Below are 25,664 nucleotides of genomic sequence, written 5' to 3' on the forward strand. Positions count from 1 at the left end.
ATGACCATCCAGCACCGTGACGACAGCATCGACAACTCGGCGGACTTCCCGGGCCGCACCGGCCCGACCGCCACCTCGGAGGCCGACCCGCGCGACGTGGGGCCGGTCCGCACCTCGTACGCCCCCGACCGGGACGGCGACCCGGACCCCGGTGAGATCGTCTGGACGTTCGTGCCGTTCGAGGAGAACGACGGGCGCGGCAAGGACCGCCCGGTCCTGGTGGTGGCCCGCGAGGCGGCGGGCACGCTGCTCGCCGTACAGCTCTCCAGCAAGCAGCACGACCAGGACCGCGAGTGGGTGGCACTCGGGGCCGGCCCCTGGGACAGCTCCGGCCGCCCGTCGTGGGTCGATCTGGACCGGGTCCTGCGGGTGCACGAGGACGGGATGCGGCGTGAGGCGTGCGCGCTGGACCGGGACAGGTTCGACCTGGTCGCCGGCCGGCTGCGGGAGCGCTACGACTGGAAGTAGGGCCCGGAGGCCCTGGAAGGCCCCGGGAGGCCTTGGCCGAACGTCCGGTCGAAGGCGGACCGGGTGGCGGATTCGGGGCTGCGGTCGAGGATGCCGAAGACGATCTGCTCGAAGTGACCGGCGAACCTGCCGCCGTCCATGAGCAGCGCCCGGAACACACCGGCCACCTGCGCCGGATCGTTGCGGAACACACCGCAGCCCCAGGCGCCCAGCACCAGCCTGCGGTACCCCCGCACCGCCGCGACCTCCAGCACCCGCTCCGCCCGGGACGCGAGCGCGGCGGGGATGCGGTGGGCCTCCTCGGGGGTGCGGCTGTGGATGACTCCGGCGTTGGGCGCCGGGGAGGTCAGGAAACCGACGGTGTACGGGGTGTCGAGCAGCCGCCCCCGGTCGTCGCGGAACACCGGGACGCCCGGTGAGTGAATCACCCGGTCGGTGTAGAAGGCGCTGCGTTCCGCACGGTGGTGGGCGTAGTAGTCGGGGGCGCGCAGCAGGGTGGCGTACAGGGCGGAGCCCCGGCACAGTGCCTCTTCCTGGGCCTGTGCGCCATTGAGGTATCCGCCGCCGGGATTGCGGGCGGAGGCGTAGTTCAGCACGGCGACCTCGCCGGGGCCTTCGCCGGTCATCCGGCGCGCTGCCCGGAGGCTGCTCTCGCCGGTGACCTCGACGACCGGTGCCCGGTCGGAGTCGAGCGCCGCGACCGGCACCGGCTGCGGGCCGTACAGCCTGGTGCCCGGGAGCGCGGTGGTCAGCGCGCGCTCGATGCTCACCTCCCGCCCGTCCTGCGTGCGGTAGCGGCCGGCCTCGACGATGGCCTCGGTCTCACGCGCGATGCCGCGCAACCGTGCGCTCATCGGTACTCCCCCGTGTGGTGCATACGGGGCATGCTCGACGCTCCGACGGCATGGATGCAACCGGATTTCCGACGCACAAGGGCACCCTTGTGCGATCGATCCGTAAGGGTTTGGGTGGTGGGGAGGCACCGAGAAAAGGAGGCCCGGCATGTCGTACGACACCCCCGGGGACCACGGTCCGCCCAGCCAGTTCCCGCCCCTGGGAGAGGGCGAGGCCGAGGATTTACTGCGCGGCATCTGCTTCAAGACGGGACCGCCCCACAAGGTCGGCGTCGAACTCGAATGGCTCATTCACGACCGGGAACATCCCCGCGTTCCTGTCCCGCACCACCGTCTCGAAGCGGCCGCCGACATCCTCCGGGCCCTGCCCCTGAGCGCGGCGCTCACCTTCGAACCCGGCGGCCAGCTGGAGCTCAGCTCGCGCCCCGCCGACTCCCTGATGGCATGCGTCGATGCCACCGCCGCCGACCTCACCGCGGTACGTGACGCCCTGGACCGGGTGGAGCTCGCACCGGTGGGTATCGGCGTCGACCCGTGGCACGCTCCGCACCGGCTGCTGCGCGAGCCCCGCTACGACGCGATGGAGGTCCTGTTCGACCGCTCGGGACCGGCCGGTCGCGCCATGATGTGCACCACCGCGTCCGTCCAGGTCTGTCTGGACGCCGGAGAGGAGGAACCCGGTCCGCTCGGTTACGGGCGGCGCTGGCAGCTGTGCCATCTGCTGGGCGCGGTCCTGGTGGCGGCGTTCGCGAACTCGCCCTTGCGGCTCGGCCGCCCGACACCGTGGCGGTCCACCCGGCAGGCGCTCTGGGCCGACCTCGACCCGTGGCGGCCCCTGGCACCGCCCGGCAGTCTGCCGCCGCGTGACGCCTGGACCGCGCATGTGCTGGACACCCCGGTGATGTGCGTCCGGGGCGACACTGGCCCGTGGGCCGTGCCGGAGGGACTGACGTTCCGCGACTGGATCCGCACCGGCGCGCCGAGACCACCGGTGCGCGCCGATCTCGACTTCCACATCAGCACGCTCTTCCCGCCCGCACGCCCGCGCGGTCATCTGGAGCTGCGCATGATCGACGCACAGCACGGTGCGGACGGGTGGCTGGTGCCGCTCGCCGTCACCACTGCCCTGTTCGACGACCCGGAGGCCGCCGAGACCGTGTACCGCACCGTGAAACCACTGGCCGAGACGGCCGGGGCAGCGCCGGCGCCGCGCAATCCGCTCTGGGTCGGCGCCGCCCGCGACGGCCTGACCGACCCCGAGCTGCGGGCGGCGGCGGCCACCTGCTTCGAGGTCGCGCTGGAGGCGCTGCCCCGGATGGGCGCCTCGAAGGCCGTGCAGGACGCCGTGGCCGGCTTCAACGACCGGTTCGTGGCCCGGGGCCGATGTCCGGCCGACGATCTTCCCGAACTGCTCGCGTCGCTTCCGCCCGGCGGTCCGGGCCGGCACTCCGAGGGGCCCCGCTCATGACCGACTCCCCCACTCCCACCGGATCCGCGCCTCAGGGGGCGGACGCCGAGGCGCTCCGGCAGCGCGCCCTCGCCGCGCTGCTCACCGCCCGTGAACGCACCGCGCTGCTCACCGACAGCGTGGACGACCATGAACTGACCGCCCAGCACTCGCCGTTGATGTCCCCACTGGTCTGGGACCTCGCGCACATCGGCAATCAGGAAGAGCTGTGGCTGCTGCGCGGGGTGGCCGGGCGGGAGGCGATGCGCCCGGAGATCGACGGGCTGTACGACGCCTTCGAGCACCCCCGGGCGACCCGCCCCTCGCTGCCGCTGCTGGCCCCCGCCGAGGCACGCGCGTACGCCGCGGACGTACGCGGCCGGGCCCTGGACGTCCTCGACGGCACCGCGCTCGACGGCGGCCGTCCCCTGGTGCGGGACGGGTTCGCCTTCGGCATGATCGCACAGCACGAACAGCAGCACGACGAAACGATGCTGATCACCCATCAGCTTCGTTCGGGCCCTGCCGTGCTGGCCGCACCCGTACCGCCGGCCCCCACCGACGCGGCGGGCCTTCCCGCGGAAGTCCTGGTCCCGGGCGGCCCGTTCACCATGGGTACGTCCACCGAGCCGTGGGCCCTGGACAACGAGCGTCCTGCGCATGTGCGCGACGTACCGGGTTTCTTCATCGACACGGCCCCGGTCACCTGTCGCGCGTACCAGGAGTTCATCGAGGACGGCGGCTACACCGAGCAGCGCTGGTGGGCACCCGAGGGGTGGGCGATGGTCCGTGAGCACGAACTGGCCGCTCCCCTGTTCTGGCACCTGGACGCCGGTCAGTGGCTGCGCCGCCGCTTCGGGGTCACCGAGGCGGTGCCGGGGAACGAGCCGGTGCTCCACGTCAGCTGGTACGAGGCCGACGCGTTTGCCCGCTGGGCCGGGCGCCGGCTGCCCACGGAGGCGGAGTGGGAGAAGGCGGCGCGCCACGACCCGGTGTCGGGGCGGTCCCGGCGCTACCCCTGGGGCGACGAGGACCCGGCGCCCGAGCTGGCGAACCTGGGTCAGCGCCATCTGCGGCCCGCGCCCGCGGGGGCGTACGCGAAGGGCCGGTCGCCGTACGGCGTGCGGCAGTTGATCGGTGACGTGTGGGAGTGGACGTCGAGCGACTTCCTCCCGTATCCCGGCTTTTCGGCGTTCCCCTACCGCGAGTACTCCGAGGTGTTCTTCGGACCGGCCCACAAGGTGCTGCGCGGCGGTTCGTTCGCCGTGGCCCCGGTGGCGTGCCGGGGGACGTTCCGCAACTGGGACCTGCCGGTGCGGCGTCAGATCTTCTCCGGGTTCCGCACTGCGAGGGAGATCTGATGTGTCGTCATATCGCTTATCTGGGACCGCCGGTGCCCCTCGGTGAACTGCTGACGCGACCACCCCACTGCCTCGTGCGCCAGTCCTGGGCGCCGAGAAACCAGCGGTACGGGACCGTCAACGCGGACGGCTTCGGCGTCGGCTGGTACGTGGACGGCGATCCGGTGCCCGGCCGCTACCGGCGCCGGGGACCGGTCTGGGGCGACGAGACCTTCGCCGATCTGGCCAGGGTGGTGCGCAGCACGGCGCTGCTCGCCGCCGTCCGGGACGCCACGGAGGCGGGCGCCGACGGCGAGGCGGCGGCCGCGCCGTTCGCCGCCGGCCCCCTGCTGTTCAGCCACAACGGTGCGGTGAAGGGCTGGCCGCACTCCGTGGCTCCGCTCGCCGCGGCGCTGCCGCCGGCCGAACTGCTCGCCCTCACCGCGCGCTGCGACTCGGCGCTCGTCTGGGCCCTCGTGCGGCACCGGCTGGCCGATGGCGACGAACTGCCGCAGGCCGTCGCCGACACCGTGCTCGACGTGGCGGCCACGGCGCCGGAATCCCGGCTGAATCTGCTGCTGACCGACGGCGCGACGATCGTCGCGACGGCCTGGGGCGACACCCTGTCGTATCTGGCCGAGCCGGGCCTGCGCGCGGTCGTGGCCTCGGAGCCGTACGACGACGATCCGCGCTGGCGCACGGTCCCCGACCGCACCTTGCTGACGGCGACCCGCACCGACGTTCTGCTGACCCCGCTCAAGGAGCCCGCCGAGTGAGTCCCTTTCTGCTGACCCGTACCCTGCCGGTGGACGCAACGGACGCGGCCCTGCGCGCCGATGTCCTGCACGGTCTGACCCGGCGCCCGAAGACACTGCCGCCCAAGTGGTTCTACGACGCGCACGGCAGCGAACTGTTCGAGGAGATCACCCGACTGCCCGAGTACTACCCGACACGCGCCGAGCGCGAGATCCTGATCGACCGCGCCGACGAGATCGCCCGGGTGTCCGGGGCGCGGACCCTGATCGAGCTGGGGTCGGGGTCGTCCGAGAAGACCCGGCACCTGTTGGACGCGCTGCCCGCGCTGCACAGTTACGTACCGGTCGATGTGAGCGAGAGCGCGCTGCGCGGCGCCGCCGAGGCCCTCCTCGCCCAGCGGCCCGAGCTCTCCGTGCACGCCCTGATCGCCGATTTCACGGGCGGGCTCGCGCTGCCGGGAACACCGGGGCCCAGGCTGGTCGCCTTCCTCGGCGGCACGGTCGGCAATCTGTTGCCCGACGAGCGTGCGGTGTTCCTGAAGTCCGTACGGTCGCTGCTCTCCCCCGGTGACGCGCTGCTGCTCGGCACCGATCTGGTGAAGGAGGAGAAGGTGCTGGTCGCCGCGTACGACGATGCGGCCGGGGTGACCGCGGAGTTCAACAGGAACGTACTGAGGGTCGTGAACCGGGAGTTGGGTGCGGACTTCGACCCGGCCGCTTTCGATCATGTGGCGCTCTGGGATCCGGAGCGTGAATGGGTCGAGATGCGGCTGCGGGCCCGTCGGGCGCACACCGTGAAGATCCCGGACCTGGATCTGGTGGTGGCCTTCGAGGCCGGTGAGGAGTTGCGTACGGAGGTGTCGGCCAAGTTCCGCGAGGAGGGTGTCCGGGCGGAACTGGACACGGCCGGTCTGCGACTGGATCAGTGGTGGACGGATTCCGGCGGCCGGTTCGCGCTCTCGTTGGCGACGGCGGTCTGAGCGCGGCGGGCCAGGGCACGGCGGTCGGGCAGGCCGCTCGCCGGGATCGGCGGCAGGACGCGGATCTCGGCGGTCAGGCCGGCCGCCGTCACCACCCGCCACAGTGAGGCGAGGAGCGGATCGTCACCGACGAACGCGGCCGCACCGGCCGGGGCAGTGTGTTCCGCCGGTGCGGATATCTCGTGGCCGGTCGGACGGCAGCCCGCGGCGGGCCCCGTCCGGCCGGTGGTCCCGGTGCTCCGGGATGGTGCGGCGCGGTAGGTGATGCGCACCGGCCGGACCGTGGCGTCCGCGTCGATCGCGGCCTGGAAGACGGCGGGCCCGAACCGGCCTCCGGGGCCGCGCCCGCACCAGGTGGTGCCCTCCGGGAAGACGACCACGCGTGATCCGCCGCGCAGCGCCGCCCCGATGGTGCGCACGGTCGCGGGCAGTGCGCGCAATCGGTCGCGTTCGACGAAGAGCGTGCCGCCGCGTGCGGCGAGCGGGCCGAGCAGCGGCCAGCCGCGGATCTCGCTCTTGGCCAGCATCCGGCCGGGGAACACGGCCGCGACGAGCGGGATGTCCAGCCAGGAGATGTGGTTCGCGACGACGAGCGTGCCCGGCGCCGCGGGGTTGCCGTCGGGCGCCGCGGGTGTGCCGGTGATCCGTACCCGCACCCCGAAGGAGCGCACGACGCCGTACGCCCAGCGCCGGATCAGCCGGTCCCGCCGTGCCGCGCCGAGCAACGGCACGAACGGGGCGGCCAAGGCGCCGGCCAGGATGCACGCGCACCCGGCGAGCAACAGGGCCGCGGCGGCCGGGCGGCCCCGCATCCGGCCCTCGTGACCGGCGCAGGTGCGCGGGGTGCAGGGTGCGGTGGGCAGCCAGGGGTTCATCGCAGCGGGGCGAGCGCGAGGAAGTGGCGCAGGTAGCGCGGGTCGGTGCGGCGCAGCGACAGCAGTACGTACAGGTCGGCGACGTTGAAGTCGGGGTCGTGGGCGGGCGCCCCGCACACCTGGGCGCCGAGGCGCAGATAGCCGCGGAGCAGCGGAGGGAGCGTGGCGAGTCCGGTGGGTACCGGGGCGCCTCCCCCGGTGGCCTGCCAGAGCCGGTGGGGAGTGACCCAGTGGTCCTCGGGGGCCAGGTACTTGGTCCGTACGGTCTCCCACGCCCCGGCCGCCGCAGTGCCTCCGTCGGCGAGGGGGATCGAGCAGCAGCCCGCCAGCCAGTTGTGCCCGGTGCGTTCCATGTAGCGGGCGAGTCCGGCCCAGATGAGCGCGATGACGGCACCGTCCCGGTGGGCCGGGTGGACGCAGGACCGTCCGACCTCGACCAGGTCGTCGCGGATCGGGTCGAGCCGCCCGAGGTCGAACTCGCTCTCCGCGTAGAGGCGCCCGGCGATCCGTGCCCGGTCGGGCGGCAGCACGCGGTAGGTGGCGACGATGTCGCCGGTGGCCTCCTCCCGTACCAGCAGATGGTCGCAGTACGCGTCGAACGCATCGCCGTCCAGGCCGGGTTCGGGTCCTTCCAGCCTGGCGCCCAGCTCACCGGCGAAGACCAGATGGCGCAGTCGCTGGGCGGCGCGGACCTCGTCCTGGTCGGCGGCGAGGGACACCCGGTAGCGCGGCGGAGCGGGAGCGACGGACTGTGCGGGGACGACGGGCTGCGCGGGAACGGCGGGGGCGGCGGGGAGGGAGGTGACGGGCAGCGCGTTCATGACAATCTCCGGGGACGGATCGGCAAGGGCGGCCGCCGGGCCGCCGCACTGTGCGCGAAGGCCCGGCCCCTTACTTCTTCCGCGACCGGCTGGATTCGACATGACCGCTCGGGAGAGCCGAAATGTGCGAAGGCTGAATGCCGGGGGTGGCCGAGAACGGCCGTCCCGGGGCGACCGACGACGGCCCTCGGCACCCGGCTGACGGCCGATGGACCGCGCGGGTCAGCTCCCGGCGAGCTTGGAGGTGATCTTCTCCGAGGCGGTCTTCGCCTCCCGCTGCGGGTCGCCGCCTTCGAGCACCGCCGTCATGTATGGCTTGATCGGGTTGTCGGCCTCGACGTCCGCCCACTGCGGCGAGTTGGGGGTCGCTCGGCCCTTGGTGGCACCACGGGCCATCGCCGCGGTGCCTTCCTGACCCACGACGACGCTCGCGAGACCGGGCTTGTTGGGCACGTAGCTCATGGTTCTGGCGAGCTCCTCCTGCCACTTCCGGCCCGCCAGCGCCTTGATCACTTCGATACCCTCGGCACGCTGGTCGGCCTTGTCCGGAACGATCAGGTCGGATCCGCCGGTGAAGACGGCCCCGGGCGCCTTCGCGGTCTTGCCCGGGATCGGGAAGTAGCCCAGTTTTCCCTTGAGTTCGGGATTCTGCTTCTCGATCTGCGCGACGGTGCCGGGCACCGAAATGATCTGCGCGACATTCCCCTCGGCGAACACATCGGCCTGCGGGGGCTTTTCCTCGTCCGCGTCCTTGGGACCGTCGCCGAGCACCTGGAGTTCCTTGTAGAAGTCCATGCCCCTGAGCGCGGCGGGGCTGTCCAGGGTGCCTTCCCACTCGCCGCCCTTCTCCTCGGCGAGTTCTCCGCCCTCGTCCCAGATGAATCCGGCGAGAACATACCAGTTCTGGCCCGCGAGGTAGATGCCCTGATTGCCGTTCCGGTTCAGGAGTTGACTGTCGGTGATCCATTCGTCCCGGGTCTTCGGCGGGTTCTTTATGCCTGCCTGCGCGAAGAGCTCCTTGTTGTAGATCACCACTCGATTGGCCGCGTACCAGGGAATGCCGTACTGCATGCCGTCGATGCTGCCCGGCTCGGCGAGACCCGGCAGCCACTCCTCGCTGCCGAGATCGCGCACGGACTCCAGGGTGAGATCGCGCAGGCCACCGCTCTCCGCATACTGGGCGACCTGAGTGTTTCCGACCTCGATGACATCCGGGGTGTCCTTGCCCTTGAGGGCGCCGATGACCTTCGGGCCGATTCCGCTCCAGCTCTGGAACTTGAACTCGAGCTCGATGGAAGGATGTTCGTCCTGATAGGCCTTTGTGAACCGCTTCAGGAAATCGGCGGAGACACTGTCCTTCATCAGCCAGACCGTGACCTTCTTGCTGCCGGACGCCTCCGAGTCCGAGCCGAGTCCACATCCCCCCAGTGCAAAGGTGGAAACGAGCGCGACGGCTCCGACGAGTATGCGGTTCTTCACCAGGTTCACCTTCTGCGAAACGGCACGACTGAATTCAGGGACCCGGTGTGGGGGACTGCGGGCGGCGCTCGCACGGGCGTGGCTGGATTTTGGTATGGACCAATGAATTGGTCAAGGCCCGTTCACCGCACATTCTGCACGTCGACCTCTCGCGGACTCGAGCCGGGTGGGGCACCGTGGTAGGGACGAGAGGATACATAAGATGTCAAACCACACCTACCGGGTCACTGAAATCGTGGGAACGTCCCACGAGGGCGTCGACGACGCCATCCGCAGAGGCGTCGCAAGAGCTTCGGAAACGTTGCACAATCTCGATTGGTTCGAGATCACGCAGGTGCGCGGCGAGATCAAGGACGGCCGGGTCGAGCACTACCAGGTGGGCCTGAAAGTGGGCTTCCGGCTCGACGAGACGAGCTGATCCCGCCGGTCCGGCGCGACCGGACCGTGCCGCGTCCGCCCGGTCGCACCCCGCCCGCTTCAGGTACGGCCCTCGCGCTCCTGCGCGTCCGTGAGCGCGGCCGACGCCTTCGCCCAGCGGGCCCGCACCACGGCGAAGCCCGCCTGCTCCGCCGCGTCACAGACGAGTTCGTCGTCGTCGACCAGCATCCGGACCTCACGCTCCCGGCCCAGTCGCTTCAGGATCTCCAGCTTGGTGTGCCGGGCCGGCCTTCGGTCGTCGTCACGGCGCATGTACACCCGCCCCTCGGGCAGCCCGTGTTCCGCCAGCCATGCCACGGTGTCCCGGCGGCACCGCTCGGGCCGTCCGGTGAGATACCTGACCTCGCACTGCTCGGCGCTGCTCAGCGCCAGCCGCACTCCTTCGGGAAGCGGCGGATCGTCGACGGCCGCGGAGAAGAAGCCGTTCCAGTCGCGCCGGCGCCCCTCCAGGTAGTGCTGCCGATGGCCGCTGTCCGCGAGCGTGCCGTCCAGGTCGAATACGGCCAGGGGCCGGTGGTCGCTTCTCACACCCCCAGCAAATCAGACCAGCGCGGCCACCAGCAGCACCAGTACGACCACCCCGGCCACCACCGCGGCGACTCGCAGGGACCGGCGCCGCGACCAGATCGGGAGAACCTCGGGACCGTCCGCTCCGGGGAACACGTAGAAGACGTGGTCGGGGTCGTCCGGGATCGCGACCGACACCAGTTGCAGCCACCCGATGTCGACGCGTCTGGCCACCTCGCCCGGCCGGGGCGCGAGTGCCGATTCGACCGCCTCGACGTGGGCGGGGTCCAGGGCGTCGGGGAGCGGTTCGCCGGCCGAGGTCAGTGTGATGCGTTGCCACGCGCCGGTGCGTCCGGTCTGCCGGCGGACCCGCAGCGGCGGCGAGGGGTCCGGCAGTTTCGCCGCGCTCCGCTGCGGGGCGTGTCCGACCGATCCGCCCGTCCACCGGGTGACCAGGCCCGTGCCGTCGCACGGGGCGTGCTTCGTCGACCTCTCGCCCGCGCAGACCGGGCAGTCCCTGAAGCCCGTGTCGTCGCACTGCCGGCACTTCTCGGTGCCCCGGCCCCGGCACTGCGGACAAGCGGTGCGCGGCTTGCGGCATTTCAGACAGGTGGTCCGCCCGGGAGGCTGTTTCTCCCGGGCCGGCCCGACAGGCCCGCGGTCCTTGCGGCGTTCCCCTGTCCCGTCGCACCAGGTGCACGGCTCCACGCCCTTGCAGGCCGGACACAACGGGCCAATGTCGCACGGCAGTTTCCCCTTGGCCCGGCAGCGCGAGCACGGCTGCCGTCCTTCGTCGCAGCCACAGGCGACCGTCCGCACCGAGCCGTGGAGCACGAGCTCCACCTTCCGCGAGCGGGCCGGGTCCTTCGGTGGCTCGACCGGATGGTCGCGCAGCTCCCCCTCGTACGTCGGCCGCCCCGATATGTCGTACCTGCCGGGCCTGGTCTCCGGCCGCGTGCTGCGTGTCTCCACGCAACGGACGACGCGCAGGTCGAGCATCGGAAGCCGGGCGATGTCCGCGCCGGTCCGCCGCAACTGCGCCCCCTGCCCCGGGCGACCGGTGTGCCGGGCAATCGCTTCGAGGATGTCGTCCTCGGACAGTGCGTCGGCCATGACGGCGCTTCCACCTCCCCCGTAGGCGCGCCCGCGCGCCCGACGCAGCGTACGGGCGGGGCCGTCCGGCGTTCAAGAGGGCCTACGAGGAGCCGATGAGGGCTGCACCCGGCACCCGTTGCACCTCACGTGCGCGCCTGCCCGCGCGCGGATGAGTGATCCGTCGCTCACGTTCCGCGAAGATCGCAAAAGGTTGTACAGGATGCGCATGGAATCAAAAGCGTTCGTAAAGCTATATTCAGGTTTGTGGCATCCAACGTTAATCATGTGAAGCGAATACTCCTGCGTTCAGGGAAGAGCCCCTACGACGTCGTCCCTGTCGAGCGCGCTCTCCACGAGGACGTGTTCGCCACCAACTCGGGCAACCTGATCTTCAGCGATGCCGCTCACAAGATCCTTGAGACGCCACGTGCCGAGGTGGTGTCGAACGGCATCACCACCAGGGTCGCCGACGCGGACCGCATCAACAGCGAGTACGACGTCTTCGTCATCCCGCTCGCCAACGCCTTCCGGCCGTCCTTCGAACCGCAGCTGAAGCGGCTCACCCAGCTCATCTCGAAGCTGAAGATCCCGGTCGTCGTCCCCGGCGTCGGAGCCCAGACCGGCGTCAACTACTCCGCGGACCGGCTGAAGCCGATGCAGTCCACGGTCTACGAGTTCGTCTCCGCCGTGCTCGACCACAGTGCCTCGATCGGCGTGCGCGGGGAGTTCACCGAGCGGTATCTGCGGGACATGGGCTTCCGGGACGTGGACGTCATCGGCTGCCCCTCGATGTTTCTCCACGGCAGCAGGCTCGTCATCCGGGAGGACGGCCGGGCGCTCGGGCCCGAGTCGCGCATCGCCGTCAACGGATCGCACGACGCGGTGCGCAAGCACAAGCTCGGGCAGATCATCGACCGCACCCACGCGCGCTACCCCCACCTCCGGTTCATCGGCCAGAACCTCTCCGACGCCCGTCAGCTGCACTGGCGCGACCTGTCGCATCAGAACGCCGCGGTGACCGGCATCCCCACCCATCCCGACCACCCCATGTACGGGGAGGGCAAGGTCCGGGTCTACATCGACCCGGTCACCTGGATGGAGGACCTCCGGGGCTTCGATTTCTCCTTCGGATCCCGGATCCACGGCAACATCGCGGCGCTGCTGGCCGGAACGCCGGCCACCGTGCTCTGCGGCGACTCCCGGACGCTGGAGCTGTGCCGCTACTTCGACATCCCGCACCGGATGCTCAACAAGGTTCCGGCCGACCTCGACCCCGCCGATCTCTACGCCTCGGCGGACTTCGGGCCGCTGATGCGCGGTCACCAGGAGCGGTTCGACCGGTTCCTGAACTTCCTCGACAAGAACGACCTGGAGAACACCTTCACCCACGGCGACGGCGGCACGGCCTTCGAGACCCGGATGAGCGGGCTGGCCTTCCCTCCGGGCGTCCGCCCCTGGGTCGGCACCGACGCCGCCACGATGGCACCGCGGCTGAACTGGCTCCAGTCCCAGCTGGCCGAACTCACCGCCGAGAATACCCAGCTCAAGCGGAAGCTCCAGAAGAACTCCTCGCTGCCCGTCCAGCGCTCCACGTACCAGCGCGCCCGCAGCGTCGTGGGAAGGCCCATCAAGCGCGCCCTGCGGCCCTCCCGATAGGCCCCTGCCCGAACTGATCCGCGAGGCCGGTCCGGCAGGGCCGGCCTCCGGTCGTTCCGGGCCCGGACGGCGACCGCCGCCCCATGCCTAGAATCGGAGTGTTTGTCCCCTGGCCGTCGGCCCTGCCCCGATCCGTACGGAGTACCCGCGCACATGTCCACCCCCCACGATCCGTACGTCCGGGTGCGCGGCGCCCGCGAGCACAATCTCCAGGACGTCTCGGTCGACATCCCGCGCGACACCCTCACCGTCTTCACCGGTGTCTCCGGCTCCGGGAAGTCCTCCCTCGCGTTCGGGACGATCTACGCCGAGGCCCAGCGCCGCTACTTCGAGTCCGTCGCCCCGTACGCCCGCCGGCTGATCCATCAGGTCGGCGCGCCCGCGGTGGGCGAGGTCACCGGACTGCCGCCCGCGGTCTCCCTGGAGCAGCGCCGCTCGGCGCCCGGGGCCCGTTCGTCCGTCGGGACGGTCACCACGCTCTCCAACTTCCTGCGGATGCTGTTCTCCCGGGCCGGGGAGTATCCGGCCGGTGCCGAACGGCTGGACTCCGACTCCTTCTCGCCGAACACCGCCGCCGGGGCCTGCCCGGAGTGCCACGGGCTCGGGCTCGTCCACCGCACCACCGAGCAGCTGCTGGTCCCCGACCCCTCGCTGTCGGTCCGGGACGGTGCGATCGCCGCCTGGCCGGGAGCGTGGCAGGGCAAGAACCTGCGCGATGTGCTGGACGCCCTGGGCCACGACATCGACCGGCCCTGGCGCGAACTGGGAACCGAGGAGCGCGAGTGGATCCTGTTCACCGACGAGCAGCCGGTGGTGACGGTCCATCCGGTGCGGGAGGCGGGGCGCATCCAACGCCCCTACCAGGGCACGTACATGAGCGCCCGCCGCTATGTGATGCACACCTTCGCGGACTCCAGGAGCCGCACCCTGCGGGCGAAGGCCGAGCGGTTCCTGACCAGTGCCCCGTGTCCGGCCTGCCACGGCAGCCGGCTGCGTCCGGAGGCGCTGGCCGTCACCTTCACCGGCCGCACGATCGCGGAGCTGGCCGCGCTGCCGCTCACCTCTCTCGCCGAGCTGCTGCGCACGGCGGGCGGCAGCGACACGGCGCGGGTGCTGACGGCGGATCTGCTGGCCCGGATCGAGACGGTCACCGAGCTCGGCCTCGGCTATCTCAGCCTCGACCGCACGGCCCCGACGCTGTCCTCGGGCGAGCTGCAACGACTGCGTCTCGCCACCCAGTTGCGCTCGGGCCTGTTCGGTGTCGTCTATGTGCTGGACGAGCCGTCGGCCGGTCTTCATCCGGCGGACACCGAGTCGCTGCTGGGGGTGCTGGGGCGGCTGAAGGAGGCCGGGAACTCGGTCTTCGTCGTGGAGCACCAGATGGATGTGGTGCGCCGGGCCGACTGGCTGGTCGATGTGGGGCCGCTGGCCGGTGAGCACGGGGGCCGGGTGCTGCACAGTGGCCCCCCGGCCGGGCTCGCGGAGGTGACGGAGTCGGCCACCCGGCGGTTCCTCTTCGCCATCGGGCCCGCGCCGGTCCGGGAAGCGCGTACGCCGTCGGGGTGGCTGAGGCTGAACGGGGTCGAGCGGCACAATGTGCGCGGCGTGGACGCCGCGTTCCCGCTCGGGGTGTTCACGGCCGTCACCGGGGTCTCGGGGTCGGGGAAGTCGACGCTGGTCGGTCAGGTCCTGGCCGGTGTGCTCGCCGACCGGCAGGCCTCCGACGCCGCGGACCCGCCCGCAAAGCACCCCGCGCCGTGGTGCGTGTCGGCACAGGGGCTGGAGGCGGTGGACCGGCTCGTACAGGTCGACCAGCGGCCGATCGGCCGTACCCCCCGGTCCAATCTGGCCACGTACACCGGTCTCTTCGATGTCGTACGGAAGCTGTTCGCCGATACGGACACGGCCCGGGAGCGCGGTTACAAGGCCGGACGGTTCTCCTTCAACGTGGCGGGCGGGCGGTGCGAGACCTGCCAGGGCGAGGGGTTCGTCTCCGTGGAGCTGCTCTTCCTGCCCAGTACGTACGCGCCCTGCCCGGACTGCCATGGCGCGCGGTACAACCCGCAGACGCTGGAGGTCACCCTGCGCGGCCTGGACATCGCCCAGGTGCTGGACCTGACGGTGGAGTCGGCGGCCGGGTTCTTCGCGGGTACGCCGGCCGCCGAGCGCAGTCTGCGGACCCTGCTCGATGTCGGGCTCGGCTATCTGCGGCTCGGGCAGCCCGCGACGGAGCTGTCGGGCGGTGAGGCCCAGCGGATCAAGCTCGCCACCGAGCTCCAGCGCACCCGTCGGGGCCACACCCTGTATCTGCTGGACGAGCCGACGACGGGGCTGCACCCCGCCGATGTCGAAGTGCTGATGCGGCAGTTGCACGGCCTCGTCGACGCGGGCAGCACGGTGGTGGTCGTGGAGCACGACATGGCGGTGGTGGCGGGTGCCGACTGGGTGATCGACCTCGGCCCCGGCGGCGGCGACCGGGGCGGCAGGATCTTGGCGGCAGGTCCGCCCGTGGACGTGGCCCGGACGCGAGAGAGCCGGACGGCTCCGTACCTCCGGGCCGCACTCCCTCTCGACTGAGCACCCCATCCTCTTCAACTCCCCTAATTGCCGTACGAGTTGCCCACCCAGGCAAGCAAAGGGAATGAAACAGTAAAGAACGTTGACAGTCAGCTGGTCCAGACCAACTATGGGCATGCCTCACGGCCGCTCCTTGCCGTGCGGCACGTGACCCCGGCCGGGAATCACAGGAACGGGCCGCGCCCCTCACCGGGTGCGGCCGAGCCGTGCGATCCGCCCGTTGTCTCACCCCGCTGGGAGCTGCCCCATGAGACGTCCAAGAACAGTCGGCGCCGTCCTGAGCGCCTTCGCCACCGCCGTCGCGTCCGCAGGCCTGATCCTTGGATCGGGCACCGGCGCACAGGCAGCCGCGACCGCCGCCACTCCCCTGCCCGCGCACGTCTTCGCCCCGTACTTCGAGGCCTGGAACGGCGACAGCCCGGCCGCGCTCTCGCAGGCGTCCGGCGCCAAGTACCTGACCATGGCCTTCATCCAGACGGAGGCCCGCGGTTCCTGCACCCCCTACTGGAACGGCGATTCGGGCACGCCCATCGCCCAGTCCGAGTTCGGCGCCGACTTCACCACCATCCGCTCGCGCGGCGGCGATGTGATCCCGTCGTTCGGCGGTTACACAGCCGACAACGGCGGCACCGAGATCGCCGACAGCTGTACGAGCGTCGACTCCATCGCGGCGGCGTACGAGAAGGTCATCACGACGTACGACGTGTCCCGCCTCGACATGGACATCGAGGACAACTCCCTGGAGAACAGCGCCGGTATCGACCGCCGCAACAAGGCGATCAAGAAGGTCCAGGACTGGGCGGCCGCCAACGGGCGCTCGGTGCAGTTCTCGTACACCCTGCCCACCACCACGAGCGGTCTGGCCGACAGCGGTCTCGCGGTGCTGGAGAACGCGGTGTCCAACGGCGCCGAGGTCGATGTCGTGAACCTCATGACGTTCGACTACTACGACGGCGCCTCGCACAACATGGCGCAGGACACCCAGACGGCGATCACGGGTCTCAAGGGCCAGCTGGCCGACCTGTACCCGTCGAAGACCGACGCCCAGCTGTGGGGCATGACCGGCATCATCGAGATGCCGGGCATCGACGACTACGGTCCGGCCGAGACGTTCACCACGGCCGATGCCACCTCGGTCTACAACTGGGCGGTCGCCAAGGGCGTCAGCACCCTGTCGTTCTGGGCGCTCCAGCGCGACAACGGCGGCTGCCCCGGTACCGGGGGGAGCGACACCTGCTCCGGCATCGCGCAGGACACCTGGTACTTCAGCCACACCTTCGCCCCGTTCACGGGCGGCGGCACCGGTCCGGTGACGGACGACTACTCGGTGTCCGTCGCGCCCGCTGCGGCGACGGTGGCCCCCGGCGGCTCCACGACGGCGACGGTGAACACCGCGGTCACCTCCGGCAGCGCGAAGACCGTCGCCCTGACGACGAGCGGGGCGCCCGCCGGTGTGACGGCGACGCTCAGCCCGACCTCGGTCACCGCGGGCGGGACGTCGAAGCTGACGGTCGGCGCGTCGGCGTCCGTGGCGCCGGGCACGTACAAGCTCAGTGTGACCGGCACCTCGGGCACGCTCAGCCACGCGGCGGTCCTCACTCTGACGGTGTCGGGGCCCGGCGGCGGCACGGGAGCCCTGGTGAACGGTGACTTCGAGACCGGCTCGCTCGGTCCCTGGACCTGTGAGTCCGGTGGCGCGGTCGTCTCCACGCCGGTGCACGGGGGTTCGCACGCGCTCGCCGCGGCGGCCACCGCGTCGCAGACCGGCGAGTGCGCGCAGACCCTCACCCTGTCCCCCAACACCAAGTACACGCTGAGCGGTTGGGTGCAGGGCAGCTACGGATACCTCGGGGTGCGCGGCGACGCGACGGCGAGCGTCTGGGGTTCGTCGAGCGGCTACGCGAAGCAGTCGGTGACGTTCACCACCGGTTCGACCGGCACGGCGACCGTCTATCTGCACGGCTGGTACGGGCAGGGCACCGTCTACGGCGACGACATCTCCGTGACGTCCTGATCCGCCGGAGCGGATGAGACTTCCTGGTCCCGGGGGTGGGCGGCCTCCGGGACCAGGAACTCGCACTCCGCTCAGCGGCGCACCTTGCGGGTGGCCCGCAGCCACTCCTTGTTCATGGCCGAGATCGACGGCAGCGGGATGCCCTTCGGGCAGGCGGTGGCGCATTCGCCGGTGAGGGTGCAGCCGCCGAAGCCCTCACTGTCCATCTGGCCGACCATGTCGAGGACCCGGGTCTCGCGCTCCGGGGCGCCCTGCGGCAGGACGTTGAGGTGGTTGATCTTCGCCGAGGTGAAGAGCATCGCCGAGCCGTTGGGACAGGCCGCCACGCAGGCGCCGCAGCCGATGCACTCGGCGTGCTCGAAGGCGAAGTCCGCGTCCGGCTTGGGCACCGGGGTGGCGTGCGCCTCGGGGGCGGTGCCGGTCGGGGCGGAGATGTAGCCGCCGGCCTGGATGATCCGGTCGAAGGCCGAACGGTCCACGACCAGGTCCTTGACGACCGGGAAGGCCGAGGCGCGCCACGGTTCGATGTCGATCGTGTCGCCGTCCTCGAAGGACCGCATGTGGAGCTGGCAGGTGGTGGTGCGCTCGGGGCCGTGGGCGTCGCCGTTGATGACGAGACTGCAGGCGCCGCAGATTCCCTCGCGGCAGTCGTGGTCGAAGGCGACGGGGTCGTCGCCGGCGAGGATGAGTTCCTCGTTGAGGGTGTCGAGCATTTCCAGGAACGACATGTCCTGCGAGATGCCGTCCACCTCGTAGGTGGACATGGCGCCGGGTGCGTCGGCGTTCTTCTGGCGCCAGACGCGCAGGGTGAGCTTCATGCGTAGCTCCGCTGGGTGGGGTGTACGTACTCGAAGACGAGGTCTTCCTTGTGCAGGACGGGGGCCCGGCCGGTGCCGGAGAACTCCCAGGCGGCGGCGTAGGAGAACTCCTCGTCCCGGCGGGCGGCTTCGCCGTCCGGGGTCTGCGACTCCTCGCGGAAGTGGCCTCCGCAGGACTCGGCGCGGTGCAGTGCGTCGAGGCACATGAGCTCGGCGAGCTCCAGGTAGTCGACGATGCGGTTGGCCTTCTCCAGCGACTGGTTGAACTCGTCGCCGGTGCCCGGGACCTTGATGCGGCGCCAGAACTCGTCGCGGATCTGCGGGATCCGGTCGAGCGCCTTGCGCAGCCCGTCCTCGGTGCGCGCCATGCCGCAGTACTCCCACATGAGTTCACCGATCTCTCGGTGGAAGGAGTCGGGGGTGCGGTCGCCGTCGACGGAGAGCAGCAGGTTCAGCCGGTCCTCGGTGTCGGCGACGACCTCCTCGACCGCGGGGTGCGAGGCGTCGACCTCGTCGTGGTGCGGATTGCGGGCCAGGTAGTCGTTGATTGTCGACGGGAGGACGAAGTAGCCGTCGGCGAGGCCCTGCATCAGCGCGGACGCGCCGAGCCGGTTGGCACCGTGGTCGGAGAAGTTGGCCTCGCCGATGGCGAAGAGGCCCGGAATGGTGGTCTGGAGGTCGTAGTCGACCCAGAGTCCGCCCATCGTGTAGTGCACGGCCGGGTAGATCCGCATCGGCGTCTCGTACGGGTCCTCCGCCGTGATCCGCGCGTACATGTCGAAGAGGTTGCCGTACTTCTCCTCGACCTTGTCCCGGCCCATCCGCTGGATGGCCTCGGCGAAGTCCAGGTAGACGCCCTGGCCGCCGGGGCCGACGCCGCGGCCCTCGTCGCAGACGTTCTTCGCGGCGCGGGAGGCGATGTCCCGGGGGACGAGGTTCCCGAAGGCGGGGTAGATGCGCTCCAGGTAGTAGTCGCGCTCGTCCTCGGGGATCTCGTTGGCGGGACGGGTGTCGCCCTCGGCCTTCGGGACCCAGATCCGGCCGTCGTTGCGCAGCGACTCGCTCATCAGCGTGAGCTTGGACTGGTGGTCGCCGGTACGCGGGATGCAGGTGGGGTGGATCTGCGTGAAGCAGGGGTTGGCGAAGTACGCGCCGCGCCGGTGGGCACGCCAGACGGCGGTGGCATTGGAGTTCATGGCGTTCGTCGACAGGTAGAAGACGTTGCCGTAGCCGCCGCTGGCCAGGACGACCGCGTCGGCGAAGTAGGTGTCGATCTTCCCGGTGACGAGGTCGCGGGCGACGATGCCGCGGGCCTTGCCGTCGACGATGATCAGGTCGAGCATCTCGGTGCGGGCGTGCAGTTCGACGTTGCCCGCGGCGATCTGCCGGGAGAGCGCCTGGTAGGCGCCGAGCAGGAGCTGCTGTCCCGTCTGGCCCCGGGCGTAGAACGTGCGGGAGACCTGGACGCCGCCGAAGGAGCGGTTGTCGAGGAGGCCGCCGTACTCGCGGGCGAAGGGGACGCCCTGGGCGACGCACTGGTCGATGATCTCGACGGAGATCTGGGCGAGCCGGTGGACATTGGACTCGCGGGCGCGGAAGTCGCCGCCCTTGACGGTGTCGTAGAAGAGCCGGTGGATCGAGTCGCCGTCGTTGCGGTAGTTCTTCGCGGCGTTGATGCCGCCCTGGGCGGCGACCGAGTGGGCACGGCGGGGCGAGTCCTGGAAGCAGAACTGGACCACGTGGTAGCCCTGTTCGGCGAGGGTCGCGCCGGCCGAGCCGCCGGCGAGGCCGGTGCCCACGACGATGACGGTGTGCTTGCGGCGGTTGGCCGGGTTGACCAGCTTGGCCTGGAAGCGGCGGGTGTCCCAGCGTTCGGCGACGGGTCCCTCAGGGGCCTTGGTGTCGACGACGGGCGCGCCGGTCTCGTAGTGCGGGTAGTCGGTCATGTCAGCTCACGACTCCGGTCATGACGGCGACGGGTATGGAGATGAAGCCCAGCGTCAGCACCAGTGCGAGGGCGTTGGCCACGGTCTTGAGGACGCGGTCACGCGTCGCGCTTCCGGCGCCGAGGGTCTGGGCGGCGCTCCAGAAGCCGTGCTGGACGTGGAGCCCGAGGGCGAGCATGGCGACGATGTAGATGGTGTTGCCGTACCAGGTGGAGAAGGTGTCGATGACGTTCTGGTACGGATGCCCGGCCTGGAATCCGCCGGAGTGCACGGTGCCCGTCGTCAGGTCGAGGATGTGCCAGACGATGAACAGGGCGAGGATGATCCCGCCCCAGCGCATGGTGCGGGTGGCATAGCTGGCGCGTGGCTTCCTGTGCACGTACTTGGCGGGACGCGCCCGGATGTCGCGGCGGCTCAGCTGGTACGCGGAGGTGGCGTGCAGCACCACGGCGGCGACGAGTACGACGCGGACGATCCACAGGGCCCATTCGTAGTGCAGGAAGGGCTCACCCATGGTCCGCAGCCAGTGCGCGTAATGGTTGAAATCGCCGGACCCGAAGAAGACCTTCAGGTTGCCGATCAAATGGGCGACCAAGTAGAGGAGCATGATCAGGCCGCTCACGGCCATGACCGTCTTCTTGCCCAGGGACGAGTCCCAGAGCGTACGTGTCATGGACGGCCGTCGGTCCGTCCGGGTTGCCAATGCCATGGACACGACGTTAGGACCGATCCACCCCATCAGTCCAAGACATGGTATGGCTCATGTTCATAGGCTGAGGCTATCGTGCCAGTCAGGACGACACGACTGGGAGTAGGGGCTCATGCAGTTCCAGCAGCTGACGTATTTCGTGGCCGTGGCCGAGACCCGTCACTTCACCCGCGCCGCCGAGGAGGTGCATGTCTCGCAGCCCTCGCTCTCCCAGCAGATCAGGGCACTGGAGAGCGAGCTGGGGGCGGAGCTGTTCAGCCGGGCGCGCGGCAACATCACGCTCACCGACGCGGGCGAGGCCCTGCTGCCGCTGGCCCGCCGCATCCTCGCGGACGCGGACACCGCACGCCACGAGGTGCAGGAGCTGGCGCAGCTGCGCCGGGGCCGGGTCCGGCTCGGCGCGACGCCCAGCCTCTGCACCGGCCTGCTCCCCGAGGTGCTGCGCGCCTTCCACGACCGGCATCCGGGGATCCAGCTGCTGCTGGAGGAGGGCGGCTCGCTCGACCTGGTACGGGGGCTGGCGCGCGGCGCACTGGATCTCGCCCTGGTGGTACTGCCGCTGCCCGCCGCGTCCCCCGCGCTCACGACGGTCGAGCTGCTCCAGGAGGACCTGGTCGTGGTGTCGTCGGCCGGGGCGCCGCGGCCCGGCCGGGGCGGGAGCGTACGGATCGCCGACCTCCAGGGGGAGCCCCTGGTGATGTTCCGGCACGGCTACGACCTGCGGGAGCTGACGGTCGCCGCCTGCCGGGCGGAGGGGTTCGAGCCGTCGTTCACGGTGGAGGGTGGGGAGATGGACGCCGTGCTCGGCTTCGTCCGGGCGGGACTCGGGATCGCGGTGGTGCCCAGCATGGTCGCCGTCCGGTCCGGCCACGACCTGCGGACCACACCGCTGGCCCGGCCGGGCCTGCGGCGCACGATCGCGCTCGCGCACCGCAGCGACGTCGCTCCGCCGCGCGCGGCACGCGAGCTGCAGAAGGTGCTGCTCGCCGCCGGACGGGCCTGAGCCGGGCCGTCCTGCGGCGGGGTACGGGACGGCCTCGGGCGCCCCGTACCCCGCCTGCTCACACCGCGTCGGCCAGCAGCAGCGAGTGGATCCGGTCCGGTGCACCCGGCCTGGCGTAGTACCAGCCCTGAGCCGTGTCGCAGCCCAGCTTCCGCAACTGCTCCGCCTGGGCCCCGGTCTCCACGCCCTCCACCGTGACCGCGAGGTCCAGGCTGTGCGCCAGCGAGACGATCCCCTCGACGATCTTCAGGTCGACCGGGTCCGCCGGATGCTGCTGCATGCCCATCGTGAAGGAACGGTCCAGCTTGAGCACGCTCACCGGCAGCCGGCGCAGATTCGCCAGGTTCGAGTACCCGGTGCCGAAGTCGTCGAGCGCTATGTCGACACCCATGTCCGCCAGTTGCCGCAGCGGCTTGAGCAGGTCGTCGTCCGCGCCGATGAGCGCGGACTCGGTGACCTCCAGGCAGAGCGCCCCGGGTTCGAGCCCCGACCGCTCCAGCACGTCGACCGTCTCGGCGACCAGCCGGGGATGGTGCAACTGGGTCGGTGAGAGGTTGACGTTGATCCGCAGCGGGCCGCCGTCGGTGTGCCTCTCCTGCCAGTAGTTGGCCTGCCGTACGGACTCCTCCAGCACCCAGCGGCCCAGCGGCACGATCAGCCCGGTGTGCTCGGCGAGCGGGATGAACCTGTCCGGGCCGAGCACCCCGTGCTGCGGGTGGCACCAGCGCACCAGTGCCTCCGCACCGTGCACCGTGCCGTCGTCGAGGTGCACGAGCGGCTGGTACTCGATGAAGAACTCACCGCGCTCCAGGGCGGCGGGCAGCGCGGTGGTCAGCCCGTGCCGCGTGATGGCGCGGGCATCCGCCTCGTCGTCCGCGAGCTCGAACCGGTTGCCGCCCGCGGATTTGGCCCGGTACATCGTGATGTCGGCGCTGCGCAGCACCTCGGCGGCATTGCGCTTTCCGGCCGGGCCTTCGACGACCCCGATGGATCCGCGTACGGTCAGCTCACGGCCCTCCAGGCGGATCGGGGTGCCGAGCACACCGAGGATGCGGCAGGCCAGCTCGTCGACCTCCGTCTCGGTGTCGGGGCCCGTGGTCAGGGCCACGAACTCGTCGCCGCCGAGCCGCGCGACCATCTCGCCGGGCGCGGTCGCACAGCTCTGCAGCCGGTCGGCCACCTCGACCAGCAGCCGGTCGCCCGACGCGTGGCCGAGGCTGTCGTTGATCGCCTTGAAGCCGTCCAGGTCGAGGTAGCACAGGCCGAAACGGCTGCCGTCGTCGGCGGACAACGCCTTCTCCAGACGCTCGAAGAACAGCGTCCGGTTGGGCAGGCCGGTGAGCGCGTCGTGCGTGGCCTCGTACCGCAGCCGCAGATTGAGCAGCCGGCGCTCGGTGGTGTCCTCCATCAGCGCCAGCTGATACTGCGGCCGGCCCTCGGCGTCACGCAGCAGCGACACCGTCAGATTGGTCCACAGCACGGTGCCGTCGTTGCGGTAGTACGGCTTCTCGACCCGGTAGTGCTCACGTTCGCCACGCACCAGCTCGTCGTAGTACTTCCAGACGTGCGGCGAGTCCTCGGGGTGGACCCACTCGTTGACCTTGTGGCTGCGCACATGGTGATCGAGCCCGCCGAACATCCGGGTGAGGGTGTCGTTGACCTCCAGCACATTGCCGTCCAGGTCGGCGATGCCGATGCCGATGGCCGCGTCCTTGAACACGGCGCGGAAACGCGCCTCGGTCGTGTGCAGGGCTCGTTCGGCGTCGGAGCGGGCGGTGAGCGCCGAGCGCGCGATGGCCTCCTGCTCGGTGAGGGTGCGTTCACGCAGCGCCTGGGTGAAGCCGCCCGCGAGGGCGTGCTGTATCCGGGCGCAACGGGCCCTGCTGTCCTCGGTCGACAACGCGGTCACGCCGTTGCTTCCGCAATAGAGCACCAGATACGAGTCGACGACGCCGAGCGTGCTGCTCAGCGCGTCCGGGTCCGTGCAGTGCGCGGCGACCAGGGCGGCACCCACCTCGCTCGCGGGAGCCGCGTCGAAGGGCCGGGCGTGCAGGATGTCGCTGAGCCCGCGGGCCAGCGGCAGCAGGTGCTGCTCGAACTCCGCGCGCGTCAAGGAGGTGGCCGTCGAGGGGAAGATGGCCCTGCTCCAGATCGTGGCGAATCTCCGGAGCCGGCCCTCGGGACCGTCGGGCTCCGTGTCCGGTGTGCCGGACGACTGGGCGGGAATACTCACGCCTTGCGTCCCACTCCCGCGAAGCCCGAGAACGCGAATGGGTCCTCCTGCTCCGCCACCACCGGGCTGTCCGGACGCCAGTGCGGCATCGACACGAGTCCGGGCTCGACCATCTCGTACCCCTCGAAGAAGCTCGCGATCTCGTCGCGGGACCGCATCACCAGGGGGTTGCGGATGCTCTTGTAGACCTCGACCGTGCCGCCCGCCTCCTCACGCGTGAGCGGAATGCCCTCGTACGAGGCGTGGGTGAGGACGATGAGGCTGCCGGGGGCGAGCGCTTCGCGCAGTTCGGCGACCGCGGTCTGCGGGTCGTCGGAGTCCTCGATGAAGTGGAGCACCGCGACGAGCAGCAGGGCCACCGGGCGGTCCAGGTCGAGCAGTCCGGAGACCTCCGGGCTCTTCACGATCTCCTGCGGGCGGCGCAGATCCGCGGCGGCGATCACCGCCCGGTCGTTTCCGTCGAGTACGGCCCGGCTGTGCGCGACCGCGACCGGGTCGTGATCGACGTACGCCACCCGGGCCCCGGGGTCGGCCGCCTGGGCGACTTCGTGAACATTGCCGAAGGTCGGTATTCCGGAGCCGATGTCCAGAAACTGATCGATGCCCTCGCTCACCGCGTAACGCACGGCTCTGCGCATAAAGGCGCGATTCGCCTGCATGATCTTGGGGAGCCCCGGCATGAACTCCATGGCCTTGCGCGCCGCTTCCCGGTCCACCTCGAAATTGTGCGATCCGCCCAGATAGAAGTCGTACATGCGGGACACGCTCGGCACCGAAATGTCTATGCCTCGCGGTGCCCAGGCGGGACGCTCCATCAATGTCTCCAACAAGTCGCCACGGCGATCCGGCCATGTTCATGGTCAGTGTTGACCAGAGGCTACTGATCGTCTGCCAAGAGAGCGAGCGGAAACGGAAATTAGCCGTCCGTTATTGGTCACACACCAGTGGCATGTGCAACCAGCCCGTCGCTGCGTGTGACATTGGACGTCGAACCCGCCCCGGTGGGACGTCGGGTGATAACGGGGCGCCATGCACCGCTCACACCTTGGCCGTTGATGAATCCGGTGATGCGGCCGGTTTCACATCCCGGAAAAAGGTCTGGACCGGACGGCGGCCGATGTCCGCCCACTTGAGTGGGCAGGGCCGATTGTGGGTGGAAAATCCCTTGGCGTGACGCCATTGGCAGCATTCTTTACCAATGAGGCAATGAACGGTCGCTCCAAGGGACAGCCGCCTGCACGGGCCTGCTTCACCGGCCGTGCGGCGGCCTTCTCGAACCGATGGGTCGTCATGCCGCACTCTTCCGCGACGGTGTCTCCGAGTTCCGAATCCCTGCGGGCCGAAAGCCCGACGGGACGAGCAGGCCCCGCGCCGTCGGTCCGCCGCCTTCCACCCGTCACGGGCAAGGGGTTCGACCGGAGGCCGCGTCAACTTCCGTACGGAGCGTCCCTGTTGCGAAGTGCGCTCGCCCCGTCCCCGACCTCCGGCACGGACCGCGTCCCCACCTGGTTCAACTGGGCCTCATGCTCTCCCCCGGCGCCAAACACCCGCCGCCCCATGTCCCCACCATCAGGCGAATCCGGCGCCACCGCCGCGTGTCCCGCGACCGGCCGGAACATGCTCCCGGTCGTGTACGGATCACTCATAGG

21 protein-coding genes are annotated in these 25,664 nt (G+C 70.5%); 10 read left to right on the forward strand and 11 right to left on the reverse strand.

The window, feature by feature from the left end:
- On the forward strand, positions 1–468 hold the full coding sequence (locus OG520_RS04205; RefSeq protein ID WP_266430268.1) for a type II toxin-antitoxin system PemK/MazF family toxin: 468 nt from the start codon (positions 1–3) through the stop codon (positions 466–468).
- On the opposite strand, the gene OG520_RS04210 is transcribed toward OG520_RS04205, so the two are convergent.
- Positions 453–1,322: a TIGR02452 family protein gene (locus OG520_RS04210; protein ID WP_406012219.1), complete on the reverse strand. Its 870-nt coding sequence runs from the start codon at positions 1,320–1,322 to the stop codon at positions 453–455. The genes OG520_RS04205 and OG520_RS04210 overlap by 16 nt on opposite strands.
- Positions 1,323–1,470: 148 nt before the next feature.
- Here OG520_RS04210 and egtA point away from each other — a divergent pair, with 148 nt between their 5' ends.
- Genes egtA through egtD form a run of 4 tightly spaced genes read left to right on the forward strand, consistent with a single transcriptional unit; the run spans position 1,471 to position 5,844 of the window.
- Positions 1,471–2,790, forward strand: a complete 1,320-nt coding sequence (gene egtA, locus OG520_RS04215) for an ergothioneine biosynthesis glutamate--cysteine ligase EgtA (protein WP_406012220.1) — start codon at positions 1,471–1,473, stop codon at positions 2,788–2,790.
- Positions 2,787–4,130: an ergothioneine biosynthesis protein EgtB gene (gene egtB / locus OG520_RS04220; RefSeq protein WP_406012221.1), complete on the forward strand. Its 1,344-nt coding sequence runs from the start codon at positions 2,787–2,789 to the stop codon at positions 4,128–4,130. Before egtA ends, egtB begins: the two co-directional genes overlap by 4 nt.
- Positions 4,130–4,885 (forward strand): ergothioneine biosynthesis protein EgtC, encoded by a 756-nt coding sequence (gene egtC, locus OG520_RS04225; RefSeq protein WP_399334975.1) that lies wholly within the window; start codon positions 4,130–4,132, stop codon positions 4,883–4,885. The genes egtB and egtC overlap by 1 nt, the downstream gene beginning before the upstream one ends.
- Positions 4,882–5,844, forward strand: a complete 963-nt coding sequence (gene egtD / locus OG520_RS04230; protein WP_399334977.1) for an L-histidine N(alpha)-methyltransferase — start codon at positions 4,882–4,884, stop codon at positions 5,842–5,844. Before egtC ends, egtD begins: the two co-directional genes overlap by 4 nt.
- On the opposite strand, the gene OG520_RS04235 is transcribed toward egtD, so the two are convergent.
- The 3 genes from OG520_RS04235 to OG520_RS04245 all read right to left on the reverse strand — a co-directional run bounded on the left by OG520_RS04235 (position 5,787) and on the right by OG520_RS04245 (position 9,019).
- Positions 5,787–6,719: a lysophospholipid acyltransferase family protein gene (locus tag OG520_RS04235; RefSeq protein ID WP_406012222.1), complete on the reverse strand. Its 933-nt coding sequence runs from the start codon at positions 6,717–6,719 to the stop codon at positions 5,787–5,789. The genes egtD and OG520_RS04235 overlap by 58 nt on opposite strands.
- Entirely contained in the window at positions 6,716–7,540 is an 825-nt protein-coding gene (locus OG520_RS04240) for a GNAT family N-acetyltransferase (RefSeq protein WP_399334981.1), read from the reverse strand. The genes OG520_RS04235 and OG520_RS04240 overlap by 4 nt, the downstream gene beginning before the upstream one ends.
- A 222-nt stretch (positions 7,541–7,762) precedes the next feature.
- Positions 7,763–9,019: an extracellular solute-binding protein gene (locus tag OG520_RS04245; protein ID WP_406012223.1), complete on the reverse strand. Its 1,257-nt coding sequence runs from the start codon at positions 9,017–9,019 to the stop codon at positions 7,763–7,765.
- Between the two features lie 202 nt (positions 9,020–9,221).
- Here OG520_RS04245 and OG520_RS04250 point away from each other — a divergent pair, with 202 nt between their 5' ends.
- Positions 9,222–9,437 carry a dodecin gene (locus OG520_RS04250; protein WP_093546549.1) on the forward strand — a complete coding sequence of 72 codons (216 nt, stop codon included), beginning with the start codon at positions 9,222–9,224 and terminating at the stop codon, positions 9,435–9,437.
- Between the two features lie 59 nt (positions 9,438–9,496).
- Here OG520_RS04250 and OG520_RS04255 read toward each other — a convergent pair whose 3' ends face one another.
- Both OG520_RS04255 and OG520_RS04260 read right to left on the reverse strand, forming a co-directional pair.
- A complete protein-coding gene (locus OG520_RS04255) occupies positions 9,497–9,985 on the reverse strand; it encodes a hypothetical protein (protein ID WP_406012224.1) in 489 nt (162 codons plus the stop codon).
- Positions 9,986–9,997: 12 nt separating this feature from the next.
- Entirely contained in the window at positions 9,998–11,077 is a 1,080-nt protein-coding gene (locus OG520_RS04260; protein ID WP_406012225.1) for a hypothetical protein, read from the reverse strand.
- 267 nt (positions 11,078–11,344) lie between these two features.
- On the opposite strand from OG520_RS04260, the gene OG520_RS04265 reads away from it, so the two are divergent.
- The 3 genes from OG520_RS04265 (at position 11,345) to OG520_RS04275 (ending at position 17,306) form a co-directional block, all read left to right on the forward strand.
- Positions 11,345–12,715 (forward strand): polysaccharide pyruvyl transferase family protein, encoded by a 1,371-nt coding sequence (locus OG520_RS04265; protein WP_406012226.1) that lies wholly within the window; start codon positions 11,345–11,347, stop codon positions 12,713–12,715.
- Between the two features lie 153 nt (positions 12,716–12,868).
- Positions 12,869–15,292, forward strand: coding sequence for an ABC transporter (locus OG520_RS04270; protein WP_406012227.1), 2,424 nt, complete (start codon positions 12,869–12,871; stop codon positions 15,290–15,292).
- A 247-nt stretch (positions 15,293–15,539) separates the two neighbouring features.
- Positions 15,540–17,306 (forward strand): glycosyl hydrolase family 18 protein, encoded by a 1,767-nt coding sequence (locus tag OG520_RS04275; RefSeq protein ID WP_406012228.1) that lies wholly within the window; start codon positions 15,540–15,542, stop codon positions 17,304–17,306.
- A gap of 71 nt (positions 17,307–17,377) precedes the next feature.
- On the opposite strand, the gene OG520_RS04280 is transcribed toward OG520_RS04275, so the two are convergent.
- From OG520_RS04280 to OG520_RS04290, 3 genes are read right to left on the reverse strand one after another with little or no spacing between them, the layout of a single operon-like run.
- Positions 17,378–18,124: a succinate dehydrogenase/fumarate reductase iron-sulfur subunit gene (locus OG520_RS04280; protein ID WP_072488934.1), complete on the reverse strand. Its 747-nt coding sequence runs from the start codon at positions 18,122–18,124 to the stop codon at positions 17,378–17,380.
- A complete protein-coding gene (locus OG520_RS04285; RefSeq protein ID WP_406012229.1) occupies positions 18,121–20,070 on the reverse strand; it encodes a fumarate reductase/succinate dehydrogenase flavoprotein subunit in 1,950 nt (649 codons plus the stop codon). Before OG520_RS04285 ends, OG520_RS04280 begins: the two co-directional genes overlap by 4 nt.
- A 1-nt stretch (position 20,071) precedes the next feature.
- Complete coding sequence (locus OG520_RS04290) at positions 20,072–20,779, reverse strand: succinate dehydrogenase (protein ID WP_399334996.1); 708 nt, start codon at positions 20,777–20,779, stop codon at positions 20,072–20,074.
- Between the two features lie 112 nt (positions 20,780–20,891).
- Here OG520_RS04290 and OG520_RS04295 point away from each other — a divergent pair, with 112 nt between their 5' ends.
- Positions 20,892–21,782, forward strand: a complete 891-nt coding sequence (locus tag OG520_RS04295; RefSeq protein WP_399334998.1) for a LysR family transcriptional regulator — start codon at positions 20,892–20,894, stop codon at positions 21,780–21,782.
- Between the two features lie 58 nt (positions 21,783–21,840).
- Here OG520_RS04295 and OG520_RS04300 read toward each other — a convergent pair whose 3' ends face one another.
- Positions 21,841–24,015: a putative bifunctional diguanylate cyclase/phosphodiesterase gene (locus tag OG520_RS04300; RefSeq protein ID WP_385330273.1), complete on the reverse strand. Its 2,175-nt coding sequence runs from the start codon at positions 24,013–24,015 to the stop codon at positions 21,841–21,843.
- A complete protein-coding gene (locus tag OG520_RS04305) occupies positions 24,012–24,830 on the reverse strand; it encodes an SAM-dependent methyltransferase (RefSeq protein WP_406012230.1) in 819 nt (272 codons plus the stop codon). The genes OG520_RS04300 and OG520_RS04305 overlap by 4 nt, the downstream gene beginning before the upstream one ends.
- Positions 24,831–25,664: the final 834 nt, after the last annotated feature.

The sequence above is a fragment of the Streptomyces sp. NBC_00984 genome (assembly GCF_045162475.1).
GTDB lineage: Bacteria > Actinomycetota > Actinomycetes > Streptomycetales > Streptomycetaceae > Streptomyces.